This window comes from Bradyrhizobium canariense, from assembly GCF_018130465.1.
Taxonomy (GTDB): domain Bacteria; phylum Pseudomonadota; class Alphaproteobacteria; order Rhizobiales; family Xanthobacteraceae; genus Bradyrhizobium; species Bradyrhizobium canariense_C.
The window spans coordinates 1-24,535 of sequence record NZ_JAFCKJ010000009.1 but is presented as its reverse complement, the minus strand read 5'-3'; the positions used below and the strand labels follow the sequence as shown (position 1 = coordinate 24,535).

Genomic DNA, 24,535 nt, shown 5'->3' with positions numbered 1-24,535 from the left:
TGGCCGGTCACCATTCCAAGCATGGCTGATTCGTGTCTCGCCCCGATGACGTGCGAACTCCTGACAATCAGTTCGAGCCCGCCTATCCCTCCCGCGGCCTGAAATTCTCGATCACCTTGAGCAACACCCGCGCGCCGGCGTCGGCATCGGCGGGCTCGACATGCTCGTCCGGGTGATGGCTGATGCCGCCGCGGCAGCGGACGAAGATCATGCCGACATCGGCGATGTCGATCATGGCCATGCCGTCATGCCCGGCCCCGCTCGGCAGCTCGAACACGGAAAAACCTTCCGCTCCGATCGCCTGCGCGATCTGGTCCCTCAGCCAGGGCGCGCAAGGCGCGGTGCGGTTCTCGTGGGTGACGTCGAGCTGAAGCGCCAGTTGACGGCGCTTTGCGATGGCTTCGATCTGCCTGACGACATCGGCGACCGCGCGCTTGCGGTGCATGTCGGTCGGTGCCCGCATGTCGATGGTGAAGGACACCTCGCCCGGAATGACATTGGTCGCGCCGGGCCTCGCCTGGATGTAGCCGACGGTGCCGACCAGCCCACCCTCGTCGGTGCGGCAAAACTGTTCGATCGCGCCGATGCATTCGGCCGCGCCCGCCAACGCATCGCGCCGCAGCGCCATCGGCACCGTGCCCGCGTGCCCCGCCATGCCAGTCAGCCGCGCGGCAAGCCGTGTCGCGCCCGCGATCGCGGTGACCACGCCAACAGGCAGGTTTTGCGCTTCCAGCACAGGCCCCTGCTCGATGTGCAGCTCAAGATAGGCAAGCAGTTCGCGCCGGGCTCGCGCGGCCGCGCCGATATGATCGGGGTCGAGCCCGAACTGCACCAGCGCATCGCGCATGGCGACGCCATCTCGGTCGCGTGTGTTGAGGACGCTCTCGTCAAAAGTGCCGGCCACCGCGCGGCTGCCAAGCAAGGTCGAGGCGAAGCGTACCCCTTCCTCATCCGCAAAACCGACGATTTCGATCGCGAACGGGAGGCGCTTGCCGCGGCGGTTGAGATCGGCGACGCAGGCGATCGCCGTGATCACGCCCAGTGGCCCGTCCCATTTGCCGGCATCGCGCACGGTGTCGTAGTGCGAGCCAAGCATCAGGCAAGGCGCGCCCGGCCGCTCGCCTTCGTAGCGCCCGCAGACATTGCCGATCGCGTCGAGACGCGCACTCATGCCGGCATCGCACATCCAGCCCAGGATGAGGTCCGCGGCCTTGCGCAGCTCGCTGGTCAGATAGATGCGGGTGAGCTTGTCGCCTTCTTCCGAGATCGCCGCGAGCTCGTTGATCCCTCGCACGATCTCTTCGCCGAGCGATGCATTCTGAACGGCGTTACCAGCAGCCATCTCGGCGAGCTTTCCATCTCTTGGGACCGCGGCGACGGCGATCCTGGCGGCAATCGATACAAGTTCGGTGCCAGCGAAATCGCACTGCCGACACCGTCCCAATCAGCGCGTGGTTAGCATGAATGTGGGTCGCCGGCAGACCGCCCGGCCCTCGTCATGCACACGTCCAAGCTGGTTAAGACTGCTTAACTCCATTGCATACAACTACAAAATACTGCCTATATTTTCATCTGCATATTTCCTAGCATATTTCCTAATCGAGCTCGCGGTTCGTAAAATAATCTTTTATTTTCAATATATTAGATAGAAATGCCCTCTCGGTAACCTCTGGCACGAAGCTTGCGACAATCCATCCCGGGCTCCGCCAGATCGGCGCAGCGCGAGATTAGGCGGTGCATCCGCCAAGGGGAGCAAGCAATGGAATTTGGCAGGATCTCACGACGTCATTTGTTGCAGGGCGGTGCGGCCCTCACCCTCGGCGCGGCGACCGGCGCCCGCCCGTCCTTTGCGGCCGAGACGACCATCGGCTTCATCTATGTCGGCTCGCGCGACGACTACGGCTACAACCAGGCGCATGCGCAGGGCGCGGCGGCGCTGAAGAAGATTCCCGGCCTCAAGGTCGTGGAAGAAGAGAAGGTGCCGGAGACCGACGCGGTCGAGAAGACGATCGAGTCCATGATCAATCTAGACGGTGCCACCCTGCTCTTCCCGACCTCGTTCGGTTACTACAACCCGCACATGATCAAGATGGCCAACAAGTTCCCGAAGCTTCACTTCGAGCACTGCGGCGGTCTGTGGAGCGACAAGGACCCGAAAAACGCAGGCAGCTATTTCGGCTATATCGACGAGGCCCAATACATCTCCGGCATCGTCGCCGGCTACACCTCCACGAGCGGCAAGCTCGGCTTCGTCGCCGCGAAACCGATCCCGCAGGTGCTGCGCAACATCAATGCATTCGCGCTCGGCGCCAGGCTTGCCAATCCCAAGGCCACCACGCAGGTCATCTTCACCGGTGACTGGTCGATGCCGGTCAAGGAAGCCGAGGCCACCAACAGCCTGATCGACCAGGGCGTTGACGTACTGACCTGCCATGTCGACGGTCCGAAGACCATGGTCGAGAACGCCGCGCGTCGGGGCGCCATGGTGTGCGGCTATCACGTCAATCAGTCGCCGCTCGCGCCGAAGGCGTATCTCACGGGAGCCGAGTGGAACTGGGAAGCGCTGTACCCCAAGTTCGTCAAGATGATCGCCGCCGGCGAGAGCATCCCGAACTTCTATCGCGGCGGCCTGAAGGAAGAGATCGTCAAGACCTCGCCCTATGGCGAAGCGGTCTCCGCCGAAGCGCGCAAGCACGCCGACGACGTCAAGGCCAAGTTCTTGTCCGCTGACGGCTACGCCATCTTCAAGGGAGGGCTGGTCGACAACAAGGGCAAGACGGTGATCGCGGCCGGCACCGACCGCGGCCAGAAGGATCCCGAGCTCGAGAAGATGGACTATCTCGTGGAGGGCGTGATCGGAGCGACTTCGTGACAGCGGAGGCGGCGGATTCCACCGAAGCGGTCGGGTCAGTTGCCCCGGCCGCCGATCCGGGATTCCTCCAACGTCACGGCGGAGCAATCGAATATGTCCTGATCCCGGGCGCAGCACTGGCCGGCGCGCTCGGGGTCTTCGGCATCTTCGTCGCGATGTTCGGCAAGAACCCGCTCGACCTCTATTTCTACATGTACTACGGCGCGTTCGGCACCTGGTTCTCATGGCAGAACACGCTGACGCGCGCAGCACCGCTGATCCTCACCGCACTCTGCACGGCGCTGCCCGCGCAGCTCGGCATGGTCATCATCGGCGGCGAAGGCGCACTCCTGATCGGCGCGCTGTCGGCCACCAGCGCCGCGCTGGTGCTTCAGGGCATGCCGCCACTCATCGTGCAGATCGCCATGGTCATCGCCGGCGTGATCGGCGGCGGCCTGTGGGTCATGCACTCGGGCGCGCTGCGGCAATATCGCGGCGTCAACGAGACGATATCGAGCCTGCTGCTCGTCTACATCGCGCTCGCGGTCCTCAACCATCTCGTCGAAGGCGCAATGCGCGACCCCGCCAGCCTCAACAAGCCGTCGACCCGCGAGATCGGCGCGGCCAACATGATCGGATCGATTCCCGGCACCGACGTGCATTGGGGTCTCGTGTTCGGCCTGATCGCCGCGATCGCCGCCTATATCCTGATCTATCACACCGTGTTCGGCTTCGCAGCGCGCGTTGCCGGCGGCAACATCCGCGCTGCGAAGATCGTCGGCCTCAATGTCAGCAAGCTGATTCTGACCATCTGCTTCCTCGCCGGCGGCGCCGCTGGCCTTGCCGGCATGGTCGAAGTCGCCGCCGTGCAGGGACGCACCAACGCCAACCTCGCCGCAGGCTACGGCTTCACAGGGATTCTCGTCGCCTTCCTGGCGCGGCAAAATCCACTCGCCATTATCCCCGTCGCGATCCTGCTCGGTGGCATCAGCGCCAGCGGCGGGCTGTTGCAGCGCCGCCTCGGATTGCCGGATGCATCCGTGCTGGTACTGCAAGGCATCATCTTCGTCTTCGTGCTGGCCAGCGATGCGCTCTACGGCCGCATCAGGTTTCTGAAGGGAAAGTCCTGAGATGGCAGACGGCTCGATCGGACTCTGGACCGTCCCGCTCGCCGTGCTCGGCGGTGCCATTCGCGTCTCGACGCCGTTTTTGTTCGTGAGCCTGGGCGAATGCATCACCGAGCGCTCCGGCCGCATCAATCTCGGCCTCGAAGGCACGCTGGTGATGGGCGCGATGAGCGCCTACGGCATTTCTTACCTCACGGGATCGCCGTGGCTGGGCGTGCTCGCCGCTGGCATCACCGGCGCGCTTCTGGGCGCGCTGCATGCCGGCATCTGCTCGTTGCCGCGCGTCAACGACGTCGCGGTCGGCATCGCCTTGATGCTGTTCGGCACCGGGCTCGCCTTCTATCTCGGCAAGCCGCTGATCGAGCCCACCGCGCCGCGGCTGCCCGCGATCGATTTCGGCTGGTGGAGCGACATTCCGCAGGTGCGCGCGGCATTACGGGTCAACGTGCTCTTCCTGATCGGCGTCGCGCTCGCGCCAATTCTCTACTGGGCCTTCCGGACCACGCGCTGGGGCCTCCTGATCCGCACCGCCGGCGAAAGCTCTGACGCCGCACGCGCCATGGGCCATTCCGTGCTGCTGATCCGCCTGCGCGCCACCATGGTCGGCGGCTTCCTCGCCGGCATCGGCGGTTCGTTCCTGTCGCTGTTCTATCCCGGAAGCTGGAACGAGGGCCTGTCCTCGGGCCAGGGCATCACGGCCGTGGCGCTCGTGATCTTCGCGCGCTGGGACCCCCTGCTGTGTCTGTGGGCCTCGCTCGCCTTCGGCGGCGCCGCGGCGCTCGGCCCGGCGCTGCAATCGGTCGGCGTCACCTCCGGCTACCACCTCTTCAACGCCGCGCCCTACATCCTGACGCTGGCGATCATGATCATCACCTGCTCGCCGAAACGCACGCTGACCGGAGCCCCGGCCGAATTGTCGATCACCCGCTAGAGAGCCAGATCATGCCCGAGCGCACCATCAAGTCAGAGCCCTATGCCTGGCCCTATAACGGCGATCTCCGCCCCGAGAATACCGCGCTCATCATCATCGACATGCAGACCGATTTCTGCGGCGTCGGCGGCTATGTCGACAAGATGGGCTATGACCTCTCACTGACGCGGGCGCCGATCGAGCCAATCAAGAAACTGCTGACGGCAATGCGGAGCCAGGGCTTTCACATCATCCATACCCGCGAAGGCCACCGCCCCGATCTCTCTGATTTGCCCGCCAACAAGCGCTGGCGTTCGCGGCAGATCGGCGCCGGCATCGGCGATCCCGGCCCTTGCGGCCGCATCCTGGTGCGCGGCGAGCCCGGGTGGGACATCATCCCGGAGCTGGCGCCGCTGCCCGGCGAACCCATCATCGACAAGCCCGGCAAGGGCTCGTTCTGCGCCACCGATCTGGAGCTGATCCTGCGCGTGCGCGGCATCGAGAACATCGTGCTCACCGGGATCACCACCGACGTCTGCGTTCACACCACCATGCGTGAGGCCAATGACCGCGGCTTCGAATGCGTGCTGTTGCATGACTGCTGCGGCGCGACCGACAAGAGCAACCACGACCACGCGCTGAAGATGATCAAGATGCAGGGTGGCGTGTTCGGCGCGGTCTCGACCTCCGACGCCTTCATCGGAGCGATTTCGTGATCGTCGGCGAAACGCCGCCGCCATCGGGCGCCTTCGGCGTCGATGCCATTGCCATGACCATGCGTTTCGGTAATTTCCTGGCGCTGGACAAAGTCGCGCTGAAAGTGCGGCCGGGTTCGTTCCATGCGCTGCTCGGCGAGAACGGCGCCGGCAAGTCGACCCTCGTCAAATGCATCATGGGTTACTATCACGCCACCGAGGGCGACATCCTCGTCGGGGGGCGCGAGCAGGCGATCGGCAATCCGAAGGACGCCCACGCACTCGGCCTCGGCATGGTCTACCAGCATTTCACGCTGGTGCCGGCGATGACCGTCGCCGAAAATCTGGTGCTGGCGCGCGATGACGTGCCGGCCGTGGTGAACTGGCCGAAGGAGATGAAGGAGCTCGAGGCATTCCTGGCACGCATGCCCTTCAAGGTGCCGCTCGGCGCAAAGGTCTCCGACATCTCCGCGGGCGAGCGGCAGAAGTGCGAGATCCTCAAGCAGCTCTACCTGAAGCGCCGCTTCCTGATCCTGGACGAGCCGACTTCGGTGCTGACCCCGGCGGAAGCCGACGAAGTGCTCGGTATGCTCCGCGACATGGTCGTCAGGGGCGAGCTGACCATCCTGATGATCACGCACAAGTTCCGCGAGGTCATGGCCTTCGCCGACGACGTCACGATCCTGCGCCGCGGCAAGCTCGCCGGCGCCGGCAAGGTTTCCGAACTGACGCCGGACGCGATGGCGCGCACCATGATCGGCGCCGAGGAGCTGACGGTACAGCCGCCGCGTACCGGTGAGGCCGGTAAGGCGAGGCTGGAGCTGGCGAAGGTGCGCGCGCGCGACGACGCCGGCGCCATCGCCGTACATGACGTCTCCCTCACCGTTCGTGCCGGCGAGATCGTCGGCATCGCCGGCGTCTCCGGCAACGGCCAGCGCCAGCTCGTCGAGGTGCTGGCCGGGCAGCGCGAAGCTGAGAGTGGCGAGATCCGCGTCGCCGGCGATCCCTATCACGCCAGCCGCGAGGAGATGCGGCGGCACAATATGTCCCTCCTGCCGGAGGAGCCCCTGAAGAACGCCTGTGTCGGCGGCATGAGCGTCGCCGACAACATCGCCTTCCGCGAGTTCGACCGCGCGCCCTTCGCAAGCCTCGGCTGGTGGCTCAACCGCGGCGCCTTCCGCGTCGACGCCAGGAAGAAGATCGCCCAGTACAAGATCAAGACCCGCACGCCCGACACGCCGATCTCGGCGCTGTCGGGCGGCAACGTCCAGCGTGCCGTGCTGGCCCGCGAGCTCGGCGGCGACGTCGAGGTGCTGATCGCAGCCAATCCCTGTTTCGGGCTCGATTTCGCAGCGGTGGCGCAAATCCATGCCGAGATCATGGCCGCGCGCAACCGCGGCGCCGCAGTGCTGCTGGTCAGCGAGGACCTCGACGAACTCCTTGAACTCTCCGATCGGCTGGTGGTGATGTTCCACGGCGAATTCGTGTATGAAGCACGGACCAGCGAGGCCGATCTCACCGTGGTCGGTCGGCATATGGCGGGGCATTGACCAGGGAAAAGCGATGAGCGGCGGGACCGAGCGCGACGAGCACTTCCTCCGCCTTTCCTTTGCGGTCGCCCGCCGTTCCCTTACCCATGGCAACCATCCTTTCGGCTGCATCGTCGTCGACGCCGAAGGCAAGGTGCTGATCGAGAGCGAGAACGGCTACATGCCGGATCACGACGGCACCGCGCATGCCGAGCGTCTCGCCGCGACGCAAGCCTGCCGCACGCTCAACCGGGAGCTGTTGGCGAGGGCCACGCTCTATTCCTCCGCCGAGCCCTGCGCGATGTGCGCCGGCGCGATCTACTGGGCCGGCATCGGCCGTGTCGTCTATGGCCTCAGCGAGCATCGGCTGCGCGGCATCACCGGCGATCATCCGGAGAACCCGACGCTCGACCTGCCCTGCCGCGAGGTCTTTGCCAGCGGCCAGCGGCCGACAGAGGTTGCGGGGCCACTGCTCGAAGACGAGGCCGAAGCGCTGCACGACGGCGTGTGGACGAAGTAGGCGGCGCCGAGCGGGCCTTGCCCCGCGCTCACCGAAGGGCCGCCTGACGGTACCCAGCCCATCCCCCAAACGAAGATGACGCCGCGGAGGTTTGACGCGGCGTCATCGTCATTCACCTGAAGAGTGTCAGGTGGTTAGAACTTCACAGTGATACCGGAGTAGAGCGAGGACTCGGTGCAGGACCCGGCGCTCACCTTCGTACCACCGACGAAGGTGGTGCACGCAAAGGCATTGTTGTGATCGAGGCCGAACTTGTTCTGCCAGTAGCGATAGGCGACCCAGACGTCGACGAAGTGCGAATACTTCTCACCCCAGATCGCCTTCGAAGCATCGAGGGTCAGGCGGATCGGCTCGGAATTGAACTCGACCTTGGTCGGATAGACGTTGTTGGCGACGCTGGCGGGAAGCGGCTCGGTGTCGGTGCCCTTCTTGCCGTACCACGCCGCGCGGCCACTGATCGAGAAATACTGCATGTTCGGCGGCAGGAAGCCGAGGTCCATATAGTAGTTGGTTTCGATCGCCCAGGTCGGCTTGAACGACGTGTTGCCGTCGGCAATACACGGAGCGGACCAACCGGCACCGCACTGCGAGAAGGAGTTGTGGTTGGCGAACTCCCAATACACCAGCGGCGCTACGTTGAAGTAGCCCTTATAGGGAAGGTCGAAGGCGAACTGCAGACCGGCGACAACGTCGCGCTTGGCGGCGCCGAAATACCGGTTCTCCGTGTTGGCATCCATGCCAACCTCGAACGAGATGTTATGCAGCGGGCCCTGCGTGAAGGCCTTGGTGTTGAAGATCTCGTTCCAGCCGAAGGTCGAGCGGAAAAGGCCGTAGATTTCCGTCGCGCCGGCACAGCTCGCGGGCGTCGCGGCGAAGCCTGCAGCCGGCGACACGATCACGCCTGTGGCGGTACACGGGCCTGCCGGATCGTTGTGGTCCGACTTGAACATCGAGATGGTGAAAAAGTTGGTGCCGTAAGCCCAGGCATCGAAATGGGTGAAGGAGTAGACCTGCTTCGTCGTCTTGGCGTTGACCACGCCGTTGGTGTTGGTGAACGCACCGGGCTGCGAGGCATTGAAAATGTAGGAGAAGGTGACGCGGTCGTCGATCACCAGGAAGAACGGGAGGTCCGCCGCCTTCTTGGCAGCCTTGACCGGCAGATCCGCTGCCTGAGCCAGGCCACCGGTAGCGAGCGTGGCAAGTGACAGCGCTGCCGCTGCAATCGCCTTCATACGAAACGACATCCTGAATACCCCCAAGTTTGGACACGTAAAAATGAACGTCCCTTGGGTGCGACACTTGCGCCGATCTCCCGGAGTGAGAAGCCTCAACTTGTTTCAAGGCATGCCGCTTGTTTGCGCAGCAAGCGGCGCGTTTCACCGGAGGATCTGCAGGGTTTCTTCGCGCTACGTCACCGCGACGCGGCAAGGCCGCGGCCGGCCGTTGCCGGATATTCCCGTTTGATTTCGCTCGCCTTTCCATGTCGAACGGATGAGGCTGACACGATGGGCGGGAGCTACTGCCGCGTCCATCCGTCCATGCATACGCGTGACGGCGCGTCTCTGCTCAAGTTCACGTCAAGCCTGCATAGCGGGTTCCGATTTGGCTTAAGCCGTCACAAATTTGCAACAGGCGCACACGCAAGCCGGGACTGCAAAGGCTGCTCGGGAGGCCTTTGAGGACGATCGCCGCCCGGCGAGAGCGGCGACTCGCCGACACCACCCGCCTGCCGAAGCGTTGAGCAAGGGATGACGCTTTTTCACACCTTACGCGGCGGTTCAAACTAGCCCACTATTGAGGCACTTCTCCCCATGCAAGCGCATCAGCGAATGTTGGATCCAACGACGAACGGCCTGCATTCCGGCGAGTCCCCGCTCCTCAGGACGATCGGGCTTACCAAGCGCTATGGCGATTTCCTCGCCAACGATGCCATCGACATCGATATCTGGCCCACGGAAATCCACGCGCTGCTCGGTGAGAACGGCGCCGGCAAGTCGACGCTGGTCAAGGCGATCTACGGGTTGATCCAGCCCAGCGCCGGTGAGATCTGCTGGAAGGGCCAGCCGATCGTGCTGTCCGGTCCCTCGGAAGCGCGCAGCCGCGGCATTGGCATGGTGTTCCAGCATTTCTCTCTGTTCGACAATCTCACCGTCGCCGAGAACGTGGCGCTCGGCCTCGACGGGAAAGAATCCTTCAAGGACATGTCGGCGCGGCTTGAGCAGGTGTCGAAGACTTACGGATTGCCGCTCGATCCCAAACGCGAGGTCTGGCAATTATCGGTCGGCGAGCGCCAGCGCATCGAAATCGTTCGCGCGCTGATGCAGGATCCGCAATTCCTGATCCTTGACGAGCCCACCGCGGTGCTGACGCCACAGGAAGCCGACCAGCTCTTCGTCGTGCTGGAGCGGCTCAAGGCCGAAGGTCGCGCCATCCTCTACATCAGCCACAAGCTCGAGGAGGTGAAGCGCTTGTGCGACACGGCAACGATCCTGCGCGGCGGCAAGAAGGTGGAGACCTGCAATCCCAGGCTTGAGACCGCCGCTTCGCTCGCGCGCATGATGGTCGGCGGCGAGATCAAGCAAGTGAAGGCGGCCGCCGGCCGGCAGACCACGGTGCCGCGCCTCGTCGTCAACGACCTTTCGCTCGCCCCCGGCGAAGCGCATGGCGTGCGGCTCGAACACATCTCGTTCGAGCTGAAAGGCGGCGAGATCCTCGGCATCGCCGGGGTCGCCGGCAACGGCCAGGACGAACTGTTCGCCGCGCTGTCCGGCGAACGCCTGTCGAAAGATCCCGGCACGATCGTGATCGAAGGCCTCGCTGCCGGCCATCTCTCGATCACGCAGCGCCGCAAGCTCGGCGCGGCCTTCGTTCCCGAGGAGCGGCTCGGCCACGGCACCGCGCCGCGCATGAAGCTTTCGGAGAATGCGCTGCTCACCGGGCACGCCGCCAGCGGCATGGTCCATCACGGCTTCATCGATACTGCGGCCACTCTGAAGACGGTCGACCGCGCAACCGAGACGTTCGACGTCCGCAAGGCCAAGCGCGACCCGGAAGCAGCATCCCTCTCCGGCGGCAATTTGCAGAAATTCATCGTGGGACGCGAGATCCTGCGCAATCCCGCGGTGCTGGTGGTGAGCCAGCCGACCTGGGGCGTCGACGCCGGCGCTGCCGCCGTGATCCGCCAGGCGCTGCTTGATCTCGCAACCGCAGGCGCCGCCGTGCTCGTGACCAGCCAGGACCTCGACGAGCTCGCGGAAATCGCCGACCGCATCGCCGTGATGTTCCATGGCCATCTGTCGGCCCCGCTCGCCACCAGCGAGGCGACGCGCGAAAAGCTCGGCCTGTTGATGGGCGGCAGCACGCTGGAGCCGAAGGAGGCAGCGCATGCAGTTGGTGCTTGAGAAGCGCGCCGAGCGCTCCAACACGATCGCGCTGATCTCTCCGCTGATCGCGATCGTCCTCACGATCGTGACCATGGTCGTTCTGTTCGCGATCCTCGGCAAGAATCCGCTGCTCGCCCTGCACGCCTATTTCATCGCACCTTTGACCGACAGCTATTCGCTCCAGGAAATCGCGGTGAAGGCGACACCGCTGGTGATGATCGCGATCGGGCTGTCGCTCTGCTATCTCGCCAATGCCTGGAACATCGGCGCCGAAGGGCAGTTCCTGGTCGGTGCAGTCGCCGGAAGCTGGATTGCGGTGAAGACGCAGGGCACCGACGCCGGCGTCTGGGTGCTGCCGGCCATGCTTGTGCTCGCCGCCGCCGCAGGCGCGCTCTACGCGCTGATCCCGGCAATCTGCAAGGTGAAGTTCGGCGCCAGCGAGATCCTGACCAGCCTGATGCTGGTGTATGTCGCCGATCTCTTCCTTGATTATCTCGTGCGCGGCCCCTGGCGCGACCCGCACGGCTTCAACTTCCCGACCACGGCCGAGTTCGATCCGGTCGCAACGGTGCCGCTGCTGATCGAAGGCGGCCGGCTGCATCTCGGCTCCATCATCGCCCTTCTCGTCGTCGCGGCGGTGGCGATCCTGCTCGGGCGAACCATCAAGGGATTCGAGATTCGCGTGGTCGGTGCTGCGCCCCGCGCTGCGCGGTTCGGCGGCTTCAATTCCAACCAGTTGATCATCCTGACCTTCGCCGTTTCGGGTGCGCTGGCGGGCCTCGCCGGGATCATCGAGGTCGCAGGTCCGGTCGGGCATCTCCAGCCCGGCATCTCGCCCGGCTACGGATTTACCGCGATCATCGTTGCCTTCCTCGGCCGGTTGAACCCGCTTGGAATATTAATTGCAGGCCTTTTTCTCGCTTTGACGTTTATCGGCGGCGAGCAGGCGCAGATCGCGATGAAGATCCCGTTGGACGTCACCAAGGTTTTTCAGGGCATCCTGCTGTTCTACGTGCTCGCCTGCGATTCCCTCATTCTCTACCGCTTCAAGCTGGTCTTCCCGAACCGACAGGTGGCTCGTGGAGCTGGTTGAAGCCATCATCCTCGCGGTGCTCGCCGCCTCGACGCCGCTCCTGATCGCGGCGACCGGCGAGCTCGTGACCGAACGATCCGGCGTACTCAATCTCGGCGTCGAGGGCATGATGATCGTTGGTGCCGCGTGTGGCTTTGCAGGTGCGTGGCTGACCGGCTCGATCTTTGTTGGCGCGCTGTTCGGTATCGCCGCCGGCACATTGATGTCACTGGCTTTCGCACTGATGACGCTCGGGCTTGCGGTCAACCAGGTTGCAACGGGTCTTGCGCTGACCATCCTGGGCGTCGGACTCTCCGGCCTGATCGGCGCCGGTTTCGTCGGCGAGCGCATCACGCCGGCGCTGCATCTCAACATTCCCGGTCTCACGGATATTCCGCTGGTCGGCCGCGTGCTGTTCGGCGAGGACGGCTTCGTCTATTTCTCGCTGGCGCTGGTCGTCGGCGTCTGGTGGTTCCTGTACCGCACGCGGACCGGATTGATCCTGCGCGCCTGCGGCGACAACCACGTCTCCGCGCATGCGCTCGGCTACCCCGTGCTGCGCATCCGAACCATCGCCGTGATGTTCGGCGGCGCCTGCGCCGGGCTTGCCGGCGCTTATCTGCCGCTCGCCTATACGCCGTTCTTCATTCCGGGCATGACCGCAGGCCGCGGCTGGATCGCGCTGGCGCTGGTGGTGTTCTCGTCCTGGCGGCCGGGCCGCCTGGTGGTTGGCGCGTATTTGTTCGGCGCGGTGACGATCCTGCAGCTGCACGCGCAGGGCTGGGGCGTCGGCATTCCCTCGCAGTTCATGTCGGCGCTGCCTTACCTTGCGACGGTCATCGTCCTGGTCCTCCTGTCCCGCGCGCGCACGGGCGGGTCGACCGCGCCGGCCGCACTCGGCACTGTGTTCGTGCCGGATCGCTAGCGTTTCATTTCCGCGGCGTGCGCGATGGGGCGCGCACGTTGGGGATCGTGGCTTTCCCCTGATGTTTGGAGATTGATGATGAGGAAATCACTTCTTGCGCTGGCTGCCGGGCTTTTGCTTGCCGGGAGCGTCAGTGCAGCCTCCGCCGCCGACAAGTTGAAAGTCGGTTTCATCTATTTGGGTCCTATCGGAGACCTCGGTTGGACCTACCAGCACGATCTCGCGCGCCAGGCGCTGGTGAAGGAATTGGGCGACAAGATCGAGACCACCTATCTGGAGAACGTGCCTGAAGGTCCCGACGCGGAGCGCGCCATCGAGCAGCTCGTCCGCGCCGGCAACAAACTGATCTTCACCACGTCGTTCGGCTACATGGATCCGACGCTGAAGGTCGCGAAGAAATACCCGAATGTGCATTTCGAGCACTCGACCGGCTACAAGCGCGACAAGAACATGTCGACCTACTCGGCCAAATGGTACCAGGGCCGCTACATCCAGGGCCTGATCGCGGCCAAGATGTCGAAGTCCGGCGTGCTCGGCTATATCGGCTCGTTCCCGATTCCCGAGGTCGTCTCCGGCATCAATGCGACGATCCTCGCCGCGCAGACCATCAACCCGAACATCAAGGTCAAGATCATCTGGGCCAACACCTGGTTCGACCCGGGCAAGGAAGCCGACGCCGCCAAGGCGCTGATCGATCAGGGCGCCGACGTCATCATGCAGCACACGGATTCGCCGGCAGCGATGCAGATCGCCAGCGAACGCGGCAAGCTCGCCTTCGGCCAGGATTCCGAGATGATCAAGTTCGGGCCGAAGACTCAGCTGACCTCGATCCTCGATACCTGGGGCCCCTATTACATCGCCCGCGTCAAGGCCGAGCTCGACGGAACCTGGAAATCCGAGGACACGTGGGGCGGCCTCGACAGCCACATGTTCGCGATGGCGCCCTACACCAACATGCCCGACGATGTGAAGAAGATCGCCGAGGATGCCCAGGCCGCGATCACCGCGGGCAAGCTGCATCCGTTCAAGTGCCCGGTCGTTGGGCAGGACGGCAAGGAGGTCGAGTGCAAGGGCGGCGCCAATCTCGCCGACGGCCAGATTCTCGGGATGAATTTCTACGTGAAGGGCATCGACGACAAGCTGCCAGGCAAGTAGCACGCTTCTTGCATTGTCTAAATCACCTGCTCCTCCCGGAACAGGTTCGGAGGGGGTGGCCAGAAGCACCCGGCACTTGTGGTCGCCCCCTCTTTCTATTTTCGCCTGGATATTATCCGGCCTGCATGGCCCGCGCCGCCGAACTGTGGCGGCGGATGAGGTCTGCCACATCAAGGCCGGGGATTGCGCCGTCGATCACGGCCCATTTTCCTGCCACCATCACCCTGTCGGCCCGATGCGCCCCGCACAGCACCAGTGCGGCCAGGGGATCGCCATGGCCGGAGAAGCGTAGCTCGTCGAGCCTGAACAGCGCGAGATCGGCCGCCTTGCCGACCGCGATCTCGCCGAGTTCCGGCCGGCCGACGCAGGCCGCCGAGCCCTTGGTGGCCCAGCGCAGCGCATCCTTGTGACTGACCTTCGTCACCCCGTAGCGCGCCCGTTGCAGCAGGAACGCAGCCCGGACCTCCTGCATCAGGTTCGATCCGTCGTTCGAGGCCGAACCATCGACGCCGATGCCGATGCCGACACCGGCCTCCTCCATCTCGCAGACCGGGCAGCAGCCGGAGGCCAGAAGCTGATTGCTGCAGGCGCAATGACTGATCGTCGTCTTCGCCTCGCCGAGCCGCTTCATCTCGTCTGCATTGAAGAAGATGCCATGGGCGAGCCACGTCCGCGCATTGAGCCAGCCGCATTGTTCGAGATAGTCGAGCGGACGGCAGCCATACATCTCCTGGCAGAACCTGTTCTCGTCCTCAGTCTCGGCAAGATGGGTATGCAGGCGCACGTCGAGCTTGTCGGCCAGATCGGCGGTGGCTCGCATCAGGGACGTCGTCACCGAGAAGGGCGAGCAAGGTGCGAGCGCGATCTGCACCATCGCATCCGCACCGCGCTGGTGGTGCCTGGCGACCACGCGCGCGCTGTCCGCGAGGATGGTGTCCTCATCCTGCACGACACTATCGGGCGGCAGACCGCCGTCGCGCTGCGACAGGTTCATCGAGCCGCGCGTGAGCAGCACGCGCACGCCCAGCCGTTGTGCGACTCCGACCTCGATATCGACGGCGTCTTCAAGTCCCGCCGGGAACACGTAGTGATGATCTGTCGTGGTGGTGCAGCCCGACAGCAGCAGTTCGGACATCGCCACGGTGACAGCGAGCTCGAGCGCATCAGGCGTCAGCTTCGCCCACACCGGATAGAGCGCCTGGAGCCAGGGAAACAGCTCGCGGTCCATCGCCGCGGGCAGCGCCCGTGTCAGCGTCTGGTAACAATGGTGATGGGTGTTGATGAGGCCCGGCAGCACGACGTGGTCGCCGGCGTCGAACACCGCGACATCCGCGGTTGCGGGCACAGCGTCGGCCGGCACCAGCTCGACGATCCGGCCGCCTTCCACCACGATCCCGCGCTCGGCGCCATCGGCGAGGATGGCTAGGGGATCCCTGATCCAGATCGGCTTTGCGTCGCTCATGAACCTGTTCCTCCTCACATCCGCTGACGACAGGCTTGCAAGGCAGAGGCCGGCCTGATTGGGTTTTTGCTGCGACTTGTTGTTGCGACTTGGCGCTCGTCTTGCAAGACTTTCTCCTGGCTCGATTCACTCGTTGGAAGCGTTGGCGTCGCCATGGACTTGAATACCATCACAGCGGTCGCCCATCCGCAAACGCGCGCGCAGCTGCCCGTTTGGACGCCAGGTGATGCTTGGCTCGCGGGCGGCACCTGGCTGTTCTCGGAGCCGCAAGTTCACCTCACTCGGCTCATCGATCTCACCGACCTGAAATGGCCGGCGCTGACGGTCACCGAGAGCCATTTCAGCATCGCGGCCACCTGCACCGTTGCGCAGCTCGATGGATTCGTCTGCCCACCCGACTGGTTCGCGGCGCCGCTGATCAACCAGTGCTGCCGCGCCTTCCTTGCTTCGTTCAAGATCTGGAAGACGGCGACCGTTGGCGGCAATCTCTGCATGTCGCTTCCGGCAGGACCGATGATCTCGCTCACCGCCGCGCTGGAGGGCATCTGCACCATCTGGAAGGCAGGCGGCGACGAACAGGTGATGCCCGTCGTCGACTTCGTCACCGGCAACCAGCGCAACCTTCTGACGCCGGGTGACCTGCTCCGGCAGATCGATATTCCAATCGCCGCGTTGAAGCGTCGCACCGCCTTCCGCCAGATCTCGCTGGCGCCGGTCGGTCGCTCGGCAGCGCTTCTGATCGGCAGCCTGGATACTGATGGCACACTGACGCTCACTGTCACCGCATCGACGGTGCGGCCGATCCGGTTGTCCTTTCGCAAGGCTCCGGACGCGAAAGCGCTTCGCGACGCCATCGCGCAGCAGATCACGGACGATCTGTACCACACTGACATCCACGGCAAGCCGCTCTGGCGCAAGCACATGACATTACGGCTTGCCGAAGAGATCCGTGACGAACTCCTCGGAGCACCGCTGTCATGAGCTTCGAGGTCAATGGCACGACGTTTGCGCAGGAGCCGCGCGCCGGCCAGTGCCTGCGCACGTTCCTGCGCGAGCTCGGTCATTTCGGCGTGAAGAAGGGCTGCGACGCCGGCGATTGCGGCGCCTGCACCGTGCTGCTGGACGGCGAGCCGGTGCATAGCTGCCTGATCCCGGCCTTCCGTGCCGAGGGGCGCGTCGTCACCACGATCGAAGGTCTCGGCGGAGACAGCGGCGCGCATCCGATGCAGCAGGCTTTCCTCGATGCGCAGGGCTTTCAATGCGGCTTCTGCACCGCCGGCATGATCCTGACCTGCGCCTCGCTGAACCAGGCGCAGCGCACCGATCTCGGCGTGGCGCTGAAGGGCAATATCTGCCGCTGCACCGGCTATCGCTCGATCGAGGATGCGTTGCTCGGCAAGACCAATATCGAGGAGAGCGTCGAGGCCGGCGCCGCATTCGGCCGCAGCCTGCCGGCGCCAGCAGGCCCCGATGTCGTGCGCGGCAAGGCGCGCTACACGTTCGACACGCAGATTGACGGCCTGCTGCATATCAAGCTGCTCCGGTCACCGCATGCCCACGCGAAGATCGTCGCGATCGACAAGTCGGAAGCGCTGAGCGTTCCCGGCGTGCACGCGGTGCTGACGCATGAGGATGCGCCAACGATCCTGATCTCGACCGCGCGGCATGAGAAGGACTGGATGGATCCCGAGGACACCCGTGTCCTCGACCAAATCGTCCGCTTCATCGGCCAGAAGGTCGCCGCCGTCGTCGCCGACAGCGAAGCCGCCGCCGAGGAAGGGTGCCGCCGGCTGAAGGTCAGTTACGAGATCTGGCCCGCGCTGATCGATCCGGAGCAGGCGATGGCACCGGGCGCACCCGTCATTCATCCTGACCGCACCACCGCGAACCGGGTCGCCGACGCCCAGCGCAACCTCGCCGCGGAGACGCATGGCGAGTTCGGCGACGTGGCAGCCGCGCTCGCGACATCCGCCGTCACCTTCGAGGGCACCTTCCACAGTCACCGCGTGCAGCATGCCGCACTGGAGACCCATGGCGGCCTGGCCTGGCTCGATGCTTCAGGCGTGCTCAATGTCCGCACCTCGACGCAAGTGCCGTTCCTGACCCGGCGCGCGCTGTCTGATATCTTCGAGCTCCCCATGGACAAGGTCCGCGTGTTCTGCGAACGCGTCGGCGGCGGCTTTGGCGGTAAACAGGAGATGTTCGTCGAGGACATACTGGCGCTCGCCGCGCTCAAGACTGGGCGGCCGGTGAAGCTGGAGCTCACCCGCGAGGAGCAGTTCATCGCGACCTCGACGCGACATCCGATGCGGGTCCACATCAAGGCCGCAGCCGATGCGGACGGCAGGCTCACCGCGCTCCAGCTCGACGTGCTCTCCAACACCGGCGCCTATGGCAATCACGCCGGCCCCGTGATGTTCCACTCGCTGGCCGAGTCCATCGCCGTCTACAATTGCCCGAACAAGCGGGTCGACGGCTACGCGGTCTACACCAACACGGTGCCGGCAGGCGCGTTTCGCGGTTATGGCTTGCCGCAAACACTGATCGCGGTCGAGGCCGCGATCGACGAGCTTGCCAAGCAGCTTGGCATCAGCCCTTACGAGATGCGCCGGCGCAACGTCGTCAAGCCCGGCGACCCCATGCTGTCGCCGCCGCCGTCGGAATTTCACGACGTGCTCTACGGCTCCTACGGGCTCGACCAGTGCCTCGACCTCGTCGAGCGCGCGATGCAGGCCGATGGTGCGCAGCCGGACCTGTCGCCGGAGTGGCTGATCGGCGACGGCGTCGCACTGACCATGATCGACACGGTACCCCCGGCGGGCCATCTCGCGGATGCGATGGTCGCGCTCAACGACGACGCCGGCTTCGACCTCACCGTCGGCACCGCCGAATTCGGCAACGGCACCAGCACCGTGCACCGGCAGATCGCGGCGACCACGCTTGCGACCACCGTCGACCGGATCCGCCTGCGCCAGTCCGACACCGCCCATGGCGGCCACGACACCGGCGCCTATGGCAGCGCCGGCATGTTCGTCGCCGGCAAGGCGACGCATGCGGCAGCCGTGCAGCTTGCGACCGAGCTGAAGGCGGCCGCCGCCGGCGCATGGCTCTGCGACGTCGGGAGCTGCACGCTCGAGGGCGAGGCCGTCGTCAGTGGCGTGCGGCGGATGTCCTTTGTGGAGCTGGCAAAGCTCGCGCGCGAACGCGGACAGCCGTTCGCAGGCGCCGGCAATTCCGGCGGCACGCCGCGTTCGGTCGGCTTCAACGTGCAGGGCTTTCGCGTCGCCGTGAACAAGGGCACCGGCGAGCTCCGGATTCTCAGGAGCGTGCATGCGGCGGACGCCGGCGTCGTCGCCAATCCCATGCAGTGCCGCGGTCAGGTCGAAGGCGGTGTCGCGCAGGCGCTCGGTGCTGCGCTCTACGAGGAGATGGTGATCGACGCGGACGGCCGCGTCACCAACCCGAAATTCCGCGACTACCACCTGCCCTGCTTCGCCGACGTGCCCCGTACCGAGGTCTTCTTCGCCGAGACGTCCGACACGATCGGACCGTTGGGTGCGAAGTCGATGAGCGAGAGTCCGTACAATCCGGTCGCCGCCGCCCTCGGCAACGCGATTGCCGATGCCACCGGCATCCGCTTCACCGTACCGCCCTACAAGCCGGACCGGCTGTTTCCGGCGCTGCGCGAGAAGTTCGGTTAGTCACATGCCTCGGGGGAGCTATCCATGACCAGCGAAGTCCATCCCGTCGACGAGGTCCTGCCGGTCCCGCGCCTGCTCGCGCTCGGGCTCCAGCATGTGCTGGTGATGTATGCCGGCGCAGTCGCGGTGCCCCTGATCATCGGGCGCGCGCTGAAGCTGCCACCGGAGGATGTCGCCTTCCTGATCAGCGCCGACCTGTTCGCCTGCGGGCTTGCAACGCTGGTGCAATGTCTCGGCTTTCCCGGCGTCGGCATCCGACTACCCGTGATGATGGGCGTGACCTTCGCATCCGTCGGCCCCATGCTGTCGATGGCGGCCGCGCCCGATATCGGCCTGCTCGGCATCTACGGCTCGGTGATCGCTGCCGGCCTGTTCGGCATCATCGTCGCGCCGTTCGTCAGCCGGCTGTTGCCGCTGTTTCCGCCTGTTGTCACCGGCACTATCATTCTCGTCATCGGCATTTCCTTGATGCGGGTCGGCATCAACTGGGCCGGCGGCGGTCTGCCGACGCTGACCAGAATGGTGGACGGCGTCGCCGGCAGCTTTCCCAATCCGGCCTACGGACAGTTGCAGGGACTCGGCATCTCGCTGTTCGTCCTGCTGTTCATTCTCGGCCTGATCAAATGGGGTACCGGCTTCCTCGCCAACGTCTCCGTGCTGCTTGGCATCATCGCCGGCGCCGTGCTTGCGAGCATTCTGGGCGTCATGCATTTCGACAAGGTCGCTGCGGCCTCCTGGGGCGCCGTCGTGATCCCCTTCCGCTTCGGCATGCCGCAATTCCACCTGGTGCCTGTTGTCACCATGTGCGTCGTCATGATCGTGGTGATGATCGAGTCGCTCGGCATGTTCCTCGCGCTCGGCGACATCACCGGGAAGTCGATCGATCGCGAAGCCCTCAGCCGAGGCCTGCGCGCCGACGGCGTCGGCACGCTGCTCGGCGGCATCTTCAACACGTTTCCCTACACCTCGTTCTCGCAGAATGTCGGGCTCGTCTCGGTAACAGGCGTGCGCTCGCGCTGGGTGACGATCACAGGTGGCGCCATCATGCTCGTGCTCGGGCTGTTGCCGAAGCTCGCCGCGCTGGTCGAGGCCGTGCCGCTGGTCGTGCTCGGCGGCGCCGGCCTCGTGATGTTCGGCATGGTCGCGGCGACGGGCGCGCGCATCCTCACCTCGGTCGACTTCCGCAACAATCGCTACAATCTCTTCATCGTCGCAATCTCGATCGGCTTCGGCCTGATCCCCCTCGCCGCACCCGGATTCTTCAGGAATTTGCCGCACGATCTCCAACCGCTGCTGGAGTCCGGCATCCTGCTCTGCGCGATCGTCTCCGTGCTGCTCAATGCCTTCTTCAACGGATTGAGCGGCGGTGCAGCGGCGGAAGCGGATGCAGCAGCGGTCGCCTCATCCGCGCAACATGTTTAACTGCCGCGATAGGTCGAATAGCTCCAGGGCGTGACCAGCAACGGCACGTGGTAGTGGCTTTCCGGCTCGCTGATCGCAAAGCGCAACGGAATCTCGTCGAGGAACGGCGGGTCGGGCAGCTGCACGTTGCGCTCGGCGTAATATTTGGCCACGCTGAACCGGAGCTCGTAGCGGCCGATCGGCAGCGGGCGGCCGCCGATCAGCGGCTGGTCGGTGCGGCCATCCACATTGGTCACCGCGCGCGCAATCAGGCGGCTCTCGCCGAGATTCGCGAGCTCGACCAGCTCGACCGCAATGCCCGGCGCGGGCTTGCCGGCGTGGTTGTCCAGGACATGGGTCGAGAGCCGGCCATGGACCTTGAGCTTGTCGTCGGCTGCGACGAGTTGATCGAGCCGCAGCGCCGAGATACGGCCAATCTCCTCGATCGCACGTCGCGTCTCGGTCTTGGCGATATTGCGCAACCGCGTCTCGAAATCGCGTAGCACGGAATCCCTGGTGTGACGACGCACGCAGACGATATAGGGAAAGCCGAACTTGTCGCGATAGGCGTTGTTGACGCGCTCGAACGCCGTGTATTCGGCATCCGACAGCCGGTCGAGGCCGGCGCTGTTCTGCTCGTCGGTCGATTCCGCGGTGAGCCCCGCCGCGCGCTGGGTCTTGTTGGCGAGGTCGGGATGCGCCCGGATCAGCGCCAATTGCACGTCGGGTTCGGCACTCTGGATCGCTGCCATCAGCGCAGCGTGCAACTGGTTGATGCCGGCGAACGGCCGTTTCCCGGCGAGTTGCCCGGCGATCCACGGCGAATATTCAACGACGTTGGCGAGCGCGGCAACGAAATTGGCTTCATCGGCGGCATTGAGATCGGACAGCGATATCTGCGACATCGTCCTCACCCGATCTCGAATGCGTCGGCCGCAAGGTGCGCGTGCTTGTCGTGCCAATGCTGTGCGATCTGCAACCGCGTCGGCACCCAGACGCGCTCGTGCTCGCCGATGTAGTCGAGGAAGCGGATCAGGCCCGCTGCACGGCCGGGGCGGCCGGCGAGACGACAGTGCAGGCCGACCGACATCATCTTCGGCGCGCTCTCGCCTTCGGCGTAGAGCACGTCGAAGGCATCCTTCAGATAGGTGAAGAACTGCTCGCCTTCGGCAAATCCTTGCGGATTGATGAAGCGCATGTCGTTGGCGTCAAGCGTATAGGGAATGACGAGCTGCTTGCCGCTCACGCCCTTGACCCAATAGGGCAGGTCATCGGCATAGGAATCGCAGAGATAGAGGAAGCCGCCCTCCTCCATCAGGAGACGGTTGGTGTTGATCGAGGAGCGCCCGGTGTACCAGCCGAGCGGCCGCGAACCGGTGGCCGCGGTGTGGACGCGGATCGCTTCCGCGATCTCCGCGCGCTCCTGCGCCTCGGTCATGTCCTTGTGCTCGATCCACTTCAGGCTGTGGCTGGCGATGTCCCAGCCCGCCTCGTTCATGGCAGCCACGATTTCCGGATTGCGCTTCAGCGCTGTAGCAACACCGAACACGGTGGTCGGCCACTTCCGCTCGCTGAACATCCGCCACAGCCGCCAGAAACCGGCGCGCGAGCCATATTCGAACATCGATTCGATATTGGCGTGGCGCTGGCCGGGCCAAGGCTGTGCGCCGAGCACGTCGGACAGGAACGCTTCCGAGGCGCGGTCGCCATGCAGGATGTTGTTCTCGCCGCCCTCCTCGAAATTGACGACGAACTGCACCGCGACCCGCGCGTTGCCGGGCCATTGCGGGTGCGGCGGGTTGCGGCCGTAACCGCGGAGATCGCGCGGGTAGCGGGGCTCCGGCACTCAGACTTCCTCGAAGCGGATCGGCAGCGCGCCCTTCCACAGCACGCTCTTGCCGAGAGTTGCCAGATTCTCCAGGCCAGAGGTCAGCGTGATGAAATGGTTGCCGGCGAGCTGACCCATCTTGCTCGCGAAATGCACGCCGCCATAGGCCATCAGGATCTCGGTCTCGCTGATGCCGCCGGGATAGAGGATGATCTGTCCGGGCGCGGGATAGCTGGTGTGGTTCTCGTAGCCGACACCGAAATCGAGGTCGCCGAGCGGCATCCACACGCCCTCGCCGCTCCAGCGCACGTGGATGATGTGGCTTTCGAACGGCAGCGCCTTGCGGAACGCGGCGACAGTCTTGGGCGCCGCTTGCTCCTCGAAACGTGCATCGAAGGTGAAGTCGCCGGCGCGGATAACGAGTTTGCTCATCTCATCTCTCTGGATCGGGGCGGTGGGCCCCACGGGGAATTTTCAGGCAAAGAGCATTCCATCGAGCTTCGCGCAAGGGGCGCGGCAAGTCACCTCAAGTTACCTGCGGTCGTAGGACCAGCCGAAAACGCCACTCCGCCGCGTCTCCGGCTCTGGCTCGGCGGCGGGCTGCGGCGCCTCCCTCAGTTCCGCCTGCGGCGGCGGGGTCGGCACCGGCAGATTCTCGCATTTCATGGAGTAGACCAGCTTGCCGTCTGCGGTCCGCCCGATCGGCGCGCAGGGGTCCGGATGCGCCGCCGATGTTTTTGGGGTCAGCTTGACCTGCGCCACGGCCGGCGAGGCAATCAGCAGAAGGACCAGCAGATATTTCGACATCATTGTCGCCTGAAAACCAAATTTGGCCCATTGAACCGGATTGCGCAGGTCAAGTCCATCGGGGCTACGGGCGCGAATGCCGAATATTTAGCCGGGACCAGGAAATAGCTTCCGCGGGAAAACTCTGGATTGGTTCGCAGCGTTCGCAATAACAGAGCAAGGGGCATCGTCGGCGCTCACTCGTGTCCCGGACAAGCTGCAGCGCCGCTTGGCGTTGCAGCGCAGAGCCGGGACCCAGGGGCGACACGGTACAATGCGGCGACATGGGCCCCGGCTCAGCAGCGCACCGTCGAAGGGACGCTGCGCTGCGTCCGGGGCACGAGAGCGGAGTGTGGCGTACACTCTCATTGCGAGCGCAGCGAAGCAGTCCAGAATCCCTCAGCGGCGGCAGTCTGGATCGCTTCGCTGCGCTCGCAATGACGGAGTATGAGGCGACGGCTTCGTTCTCCAAGCACCACTGTCATTCCCCGCGAAGGCGGGGAATCCAGTACGCCGCGGCTTCTCGGTTCAACCATAACTGTCTCGGAGTACTGGATCGCCCGGTCAAGCCGGGCGATGACAGCGAGTGTGTAGTTGCAGACACGCTTTCCCGTTCTCGCGGCGCAATTCGCCCGAGCTTTGCCTGGTCACTTCACCCTCTTGTCCAAGAGGGCGCAGGGAAGGCCGGGTGCCGGCTGGCACCCGCGGTCCGCTGCGCGAAGGTGTAGCGCAAAAGAACCGCACAGCAGCATACAGGTGTAGCCAATCACTCGGCCTTCCCTGCGCAGTGGTTTGACGGCTTATGCCGTGCTCTCCCGGGAGCCGAGTTCCTTTTGGCCTCCCTCACTCTCACAGAAGTCGCCGACACCGCGCCGGTTGACGCAAATGCCGCATCCGCCAGGGCTTGACCGTAGCAACGACGGCCAGGACCACACGGTTTTGCCGTACGCACGGCTCGCCATTTCGCCGCAGTTTTTCCAGCCCTGTCGACGGAGCCGAAAACTTACAGACGAGACGAACCTAGCAGCGCCGCTCGTCGGAACGAAGCCTTAGGGCTCACGGAGAGCAATCCGCCCTGCCCTTAGCCTCTCGCACCCGAACGCTGCCGCGTCCACCGCAAGCCCGGCTCGCGAACATGACGACCACAAGATCGCCCCTCAAGGATGGGCCGGGATGGGCGACACATACGC

20 protein-coding genes are annotated in these 24,535 nt (G+C 64.7%); 13 read left to right on the top strand and 7 right to left on the bottom strand.

Going from position 1 to position 24,535, the window contains the following annotated elements:
• Positions 1-82 precede the first annotated feature (82 nt).
• Positions 83-1,342, bottom strand: a complete 1,260-nt coding sequence (locus JQ591_RS22815) for an allantoate amidohydrolase (RefSeq protein ID WP_211398223.1) — start codon at positions 1,340-1,342, stop codon at positions 83-85.
• A gap of 417 nt (positions 1,343-1,759) precedes the next feature.
• On the opposite strand from JQ591_RS22815, the gene JQ591_RS22810 reads away from it, so the two are divergent.
• From JQ591_RS22810 to JQ591_RS22785, 6 genes are read left to right on the top strand one after another with little or no spacing between them, the layout of a single operon-like run.
• Complete coding sequence (locus JQ591_RS22810; protein WP_211398222.1) at positions 1,760-2,872, top strand: BMP family ABC transporter substrate-binding protein; 1,113 nt, start codon at positions 1,760-1,762, stop codon at positions 2,870-2,872.
• Positions 2,869-3,981 (top strand): ABC transporter permease, encoded by a 1,113-nt coding sequence (locus tag JQ591_RS22805; RefSeq protein WP_211398221.1) that lies wholly within the window; start codon positions 2,869-2,871, stop codon positions 3,979-3,981. The genes JQ591_RS22810 and JQ591_RS22805 overlap by 4 nt, the downstream gene beginning before the upstream one ends.
• Position 3,982: 1 nt before the next feature.
• Positions 3,983-4,909, top strand: coding sequence for an ABC transporter permease (locus JQ591_RS22800; RefSeq protein WP_007612833.1), 927 nt, complete (start codon positions 3,983-3,985; stop codon positions 4,907-4,909).
• A gap of 11 nt (positions 4,910-4,920) precedes the next feature.
• Complete coding sequence (gene biuH, locus JQ591_RS22795; RefSeq protein WP_211398220.1) at positions 4,921-5,604, top strand: biuret amidohydrolase; 684 nt, start codon at positions 4,921-4,923, stop codon at positions 5,602-5,604.
• On the top strand, positions 5,601-7,133 hold the full coding sequence (locus JQ591_RS22790) for an ABC transporter ATP-binding protein (RefSeq protein ID WP_211398219.1): 1,533 nt from the start codon (positions 5,601-5,603) through the stop codon (positions 7,131-7,133). The genes biuH and JQ591_RS22790 overlap by 4 nt, the downstream gene beginning before the upstream one ends.
• A 13-nt stretch (positions 7,134-7,146) precedes the next feature.
• The gene (locus JQ591_RS22785) at positions 7,147-7,632 is read left to right on the top strand and encodes a nucleoside deaminase (RefSeq protein ID WP_211398218.1); all 486 of its coding nucleotides are present in this window, start codon (positions 7,147-7,149) and stop codon (positions 7,630-7,632) included.
• A 134-nt stretch (positions 7,633-7,766) separates the two neighbouring features.
• Here JQ591_RS22785 and JQ591_RS22780 read toward each other — a convergent pair whose 3' ends face one another.
• A complete protein-coding gene (locus JQ591_RS22780; protein ID WP_211398217.1) occupies positions 7,767-8,876 on the bottom strand; it encodes a hypothetical protein in 1,110 nt (369 codons plus the stop codon).
• A 585-nt stretch (positions 8,877-9,461) separates the two neighbouring features.
• On the opposite strand from JQ591_RS22780, the gene JQ591_RS22775 reads away from it, so the two are divergent.
• From JQ591_RS22775 to JQ591_RS22760, 4 genes are all read left to right on the top strand, one after another.
• Positions 9,462-11,033: an ABC transporter ATP-binding protein gene (locus JQ591_RS22775; protein WP_211398216.1), complete on the top strand. Its 1,572-nt coding sequence runs from the start codon at positions 9,462-9,464 to the stop codon at positions 11,031-11,033.
• Positions 11,017-12,108 (top strand): ABC transporter permease, encoded by a 1,092-nt coding sequence (locus tag JQ591_RS22770; RefSeq protein WP_211398215.1) that lies wholly within the window; start codon positions 11,017-11,019, stop codon positions 12,106-12,108. The genes JQ591_RS22775 and JQ591_RS22770 overlap by 17 nt, the downstream gene beginning before the upstream one ends.
• Entirely contained in the window at positions 12,095-13,012 is a 918-nt protein-coding gene (locus tag JQ591_RS22765; protein ID WP_211398214.1) for an ABC transporter permease, read from the top strand. Before JQ591_RS22770 ends, JQ591_RS22765 begins: the two co-directional genes overlap by 14 nt.
• A gap of 78 nt (positions 13,013-13,090) precedes the next feature.
• On the top strand, positions 13,091-14,167 hold the full coding sequence (locus JQ591_RS22760; RefSeq protein WP_211398457.1) for a BMP family ABC transporter substrate-binding protein: 1,077 nt from the start codon (positions 13,091-13,093) through the stop codon (positions 14,165-14,167).
• Positions 14,168-14,279: 112 nt separating this feature from the next.
• Here the strand turns inward: JQ591_RS22760 and JQ591_RS22755 are convergent, their stop codons facing one another.
• Positions 14,280-15,629, bottom strand: coding sequence for an 8-oxoguanine deaminase (locus JQ591_RS22755; RefSeq protein WP_211398213.1), 1,350 nt, complete (start codon positions 15,627-15,629; stop codon positions 14,280-14,282).
• A 153-nt stretch (positions 15,630-15,782) separates the two neighbouring features.
• On the opposite strand from JQ591_RS22755, the gene JQ591_RS22750 reads away from it, so the two are divergent.
• From JQ591_RS22750 to JQ591_RS22740, 3 genes are read left to right on the top strand one after another with little or no spacing between them, the layout of a single operon-like run.
• Entirely contained in the window at positions 15,783-16,610 is an 828-nt protein-coding gene (locus JQ591_RS22750; RefSeq protein WP_211398212.1) for an FAD binding domain-containing protein, read from the top strand.
• On the top strand, positions 16,607-19,330 hold the full coding sequence (locus JQ591_RS22745) for a molybdopterin-dependent oxidoreductase (protein ID WP_211398211.1): 2,724 nt from the start codon (positions 16,607-16,609) through the stop codon (positions 19,328-19,330). The genes JQ591_RS22750 and JQ591_RS22745 overlap by 4 nt, the downstream gene beginning before the upstream one ends.
• Positions 19,331-19,354: 24 nt before the next feature.
• Positions 19,355-20,752 carry a nucleobase:cation symporter-2 family protein gene (locus JQ591_RS22740; RefSeq protein WP_211398210.1) on the top strand — a complete coding sequence of 466 codons (1,398 nt, stop codon included), beginning with the start codon at positions 19,355-19,357 and terminating at the stop codon, positions 20,750-20,752.
• Here the strand turns inward: JQ591_RS22740 and uraD are convergent.
• The 4 genes from uraD to JQ591_RS22720 form a co-directional block, all read right to left on the bottom strand.
• Positions 20,749-21,636, bottom strand: coding sequence for a 2-oxo-4-hydroxy-4-carboxy-5-ureidoimidazoline decarboxylase (uraD, locus tag JQ591_RS22735; RefSeq protein ID WP_211398209.1), 888 nt, complete (start codon positions 21,634-21,636; stop codon positions 20,749-20,751). The two genes, JQ591_RS22740 and uraD, sit on opposite strands and share 4 nt — an antisense overlap.
• 5 nt (positions 21,637-21,641) lie before the next feature.
• On the bottom strand, positions 21,642-22,577 hold the full coding sequence (puuE, locus tag JQ591_RS22730) for an allantoinase PuuE (protein WP_211398208.1): 936 nt from the start codon (positions 22,575-22,577) through the stop codon (positions 21,642-21,644).
• Positions 22,578-22,991 carry a DUF3830 family protein gene (locus tag JQ591_RS22725; protein WP_027566580.1) on the bottom strand — a complete coding sequence of 138 codons (414 nt, stop codon included), beginning with the start codon at positions 22,989-22,991 and terminating at the stop codon, positions 22,578-22,580. It abuts the gene before it with no gap.
• Between the two features lie 99 nt (positions 22,992-23,090).
• Positions 23,091-23,369: a hypothetical protein gene (locus JQ591_RS22720; protein ID WP_211398207.1), complete on the bottom strand. Its 279-nt coding sequence runs from the start codon at positions 23,367-23,369 to the stop codon at positions 23,091-23,093.
• Positions 23,370-24,535: the final 1,166 nt, after the last annotated feature.

Excerpts from the sequence above, each read along its gene's own strand:
- JQ591_RS22780 (WP_211398217.1), bottom strand. The coding sequence starts at position 8,876 with ATGTCGTTTCGTATGAAGGCGATTGCAGCGGCAGCGCTGTCACTTGCC.
- JQ591_RS22785 (WP_211398218.1), top strand. The coding sequence starts at position 7,147 with ATGAGCGGCGGGACCGAGCGCGACGAGCACTTCCTCCGCCTTTCCTTT.
- JQ591_RS22755 (WP_211398213.1), bottom strand. The coding sequence starts at position 15,629 with ATGAGCGACGCAAAGCCGATCTGGATCAGGGATCCCCTAGCCATCCTC.
- JQ591_RS22760 (WP_211398457.1), top strand. The coding sequence starts at position 13,091 with ATGAGGAAATCACTTCTTGCGCTGGCTGCCGGGCTTTTGCTTGCCGGG.
- uraD (WP_211398209.1), bottom strand. The coding sequence starts at position 21,636 with ATGTCGCAGATATCGCTGTCCGATCTCAATGCCGCCGATGAAGCCAAT.
- JQ591_RS22800 (WP_007612833.1), top strand. The coding sequence starts at position 3,983 with ATGGCAGACGGCTCGATCGGACTCTGGACCGTCCCGCTCGCCGTGCTC.
- JQ591_RS22815 (WP_211398223.1), bottom strand. The coding sequence starts at position 1,342 with ATGGCTGCTGGTAACGCCGTTCAGAATGCATCGCTCGGCGAAGAGATC.
- JQ591_RS22745 (WP_211398211.1), top strand. The coding sequence starts at position 16,607 with ATGAGCTTCGAGGTCAATGGCACGACGTTTGCGCAGGAGCCGCGCGCC.
- JQ591_RS22810 (WP_211398222.1), top strand. The coding sequence starts at position 1,760 with ATGGAATTTGGCAGGATCTCACGACGTCATTTGTTGCAGGGCGGTGCG.
- biuH (WP_211398220.1), top strand. The coding sequence starts at position 4,921 with ATGCCCGAGCGCACCATCAAGTCAGAGCCCTATGCCTGGCCCTATAAC.
- JQ591_RS22740 (WP_211398210.1), top strand. The coding sequence starts at position 19,355 with ATGACCAGCGAAGTCCATCCCGTCGACGAGGTCCTGCCGGTCCCGCGC.
- JQ591_RS22720 (WP_211398207.1), bottom strand. The coding sequence starts at position 23,369 with ATGATGTCGAAATATCTGCTGGTCCTTCTGCTGATTGCCTCGCCGGCC.
- JQ591_RS22770 (WP_211398215.1), top strand. The coding sequence starts at position 11,017 with ATGCAGTTGGTGCTTGAGAAGCGCGCCGAGCGCTCCAACACGATCGCG.
- JQ591_RS22775 (WP_211398216.1), top strand. The coding sequence starts at position 9,462 with ATGTTGGATCCAACGACGAACGGCCTGCATTCCGGCGAGTCCCCGCTC.
- JQ591_RS22750 (WP_211398212.1), top strand. The coding sequence starts at position 15,783 with ATGGACTTGAATACCATCACAGCGGTCGCCCATCCGCAAACGCGCGCG.
- JQ591_RS22725 (WP_027566580.1), bottom strand. The coding sequence starts at position 22,991 with ATGAGCAAACTCGTTATCCGCGCCGGCGACTTCACCTTCGATGCACGT.